Source organism: Chamaesiphon sp. VAR_48_metabat_403 (genome assembly GCF_031422475.1).
Classification (GTDB): Bacteria; Cyanobacteriota; Cyanobacteriia; order Cyanobacteriales; family Chamaesiphonaceae; genus Chamaesiphon.
In genome coordinates, this window is the sequence record NZ_JANPLS010000050.1 from 1 (window position 1) to 1,826 (window position 1,826).

Below are 1,826 nucleotides of genomic sequence, written 5' to 3' on the forward strand. Positions count from 1 at the left end.
ATGAATTCTAGTCCGAAGGATTTGAAGAGGGTGTATTTATAGTTTAATAGTCGATCTTCTAGAGCTTCGCTATCGGCGATGACATCGCGGTTGGCTCTAATTCCTACCGTAATTTCTTCTACTGTTAGTCCGGCTAAAACATTGAAAAGTCGTGGCAATTGGGTGAGGTTAATTCCATGCTCTAATAGGAGAGTAGTTAGCTCAAAGTTCGTAGGTAGAGGGAACTTGTATTCCCAAATAATCTGGCTGAAGAATGAGGGAATATTACCCCGTCCCGATTCCATGAAAATTACCAGACATTCTCGATGCTGTTGATTGAGTCGGGCGAATAGTTGAGAGATTGCCTGATAACAACCTTCGCGTTCTAGTGGTGATACTGCATCGATGACTGCGAACAGATTCTCGAAGACATATAAACCGCTTTTATTCGCTTGAAGAGAACCAATTAAATCGATTGCAGCAGTGATGGGTTCGGGTTGAAATGATGCACCCATTGTGGATAATGGTTGGAAATTGGGCTGTAATAACGACCATAAGTAGACGGGTTTATTTAACTCATCGCCGACTAATTGAATCTTATCTAAGGTATGTTGACGATCAATTACGGTAATATCGACCTTAATTAATGGATATTGAGTGACTAAATTTTTTAACATTATGACATGCTCAATTCTGATTCATATTCTTCATAATCTGGTTCTGATTCGTTATTAATATAACCATCTAATTGACCAGATTCAGGAGCGGCAAACTCTAACTCTGGTTCCGCTTGGATTGAAGGTTTAATATTGTCTAAAGTTTGGTATTGTTCTCCAACGATCGTTTCGTTGATCCCGATTGTCCGATCTACATCGGCTAATTTATCTGCTAATAGAGAAACTTTAATTGTCTTACCAATGGCTGATGGATCTTGTTCGAGTAATTTAGCATTAGCATTTGCGGCTGTATCGATCGAATTCTGAAGTCTTTTGGCTTGGGTTTTCAATGCTGACAATTTATCAGATTGAGTTGATAATTCTGCTACCCGCTGCAACTTCTCTTCGTTTGTGGCATTTGTCAATTCAGTCGCCTTTAATGTCTCTAACGACCGTTGAACTTCTGCTGCTTCCTTGGCAAGTTTAGTTAGTGCTGTAGGAATATCTTCGTATTCAATCACAACCAGATCTTTGATTTCTAGATCGAGGTTGATTTGTTTAGATGTCGATTTAATGAAAGTCATTAACCGTGCTTGAGAGCCAGCTATTTTCTTAATTGGCTGAACGGATATTTTGTCATCTTTATCGAGATCGAAATTAACAATCTGCTGATTGGATTTGGCATCTGTAATTGTATAATTAATTAGCCTTGACTCATTGACAGATTTGGTGAAAATATAGTCTGAACCAACTTGTCGTCCTTGTTCGAGAGAGCCAGATACTTGTTCTAGTTGATCGATAAAAATCGCAATTTGCCGATACTCGGTATCTGCTAATTTCTCGCTTCTCGATAAGCTATCTAGCTCCTGAACAGACATTTTATCTGTTTGGGCATTTTCTAAAGCTTTCTCACTTTGCTTGCCGATAATCGCATTTTTAGTGTTTCTAATTGCTAAGACTGCACCAACAATTAGCCCTGCTAAAAGCCCTGTGGCAAGTAATCCAGTTTTGTAGCCAATTTTATGCCAGTACTCATCGACTTTTTCGATGTCTCTGTGTTTATCATCTTTGTTTGTTTCAAGCATTTTTATTGGGGGTGCGCTTCGCGCAGGGTGTGGGGTGTGGGGTGTGGGGTGTAGGAGAAGAGGGGGAAAGGGGAAAGGAAAGGGGGTGTCGGGTGTAGGGGCGAAA

1 protein-coding gene and 1 pseudogene are annotated in these 1,826 nt (G+C 40.1%); both read right to left on the reverse strand.

The window, feature by feature from the left end; genetic code table 11:
* A pseudogene (locus tag RMO79_RS02465) lies at positions 1-656 on the reverse strand (AAA family ATPase); the annotation flags it as partial.
* Positions 656-1,720 (reverse strand): hypothetical protein, encoded by a 1,065-nt coding sequence (locus tag RMO79_RS02470; protein WP_310481471.1) that lies wholly within the window; start codon positions 1,718-1,720, stop codon positions 656-658. The gene RMO79_RS02470 and the pseudogene RMO79_RS02465, both read right to left, overlap by 1 nt.
* Positions 1,721-1,826 lie beyond the last annotated feature (106 nt).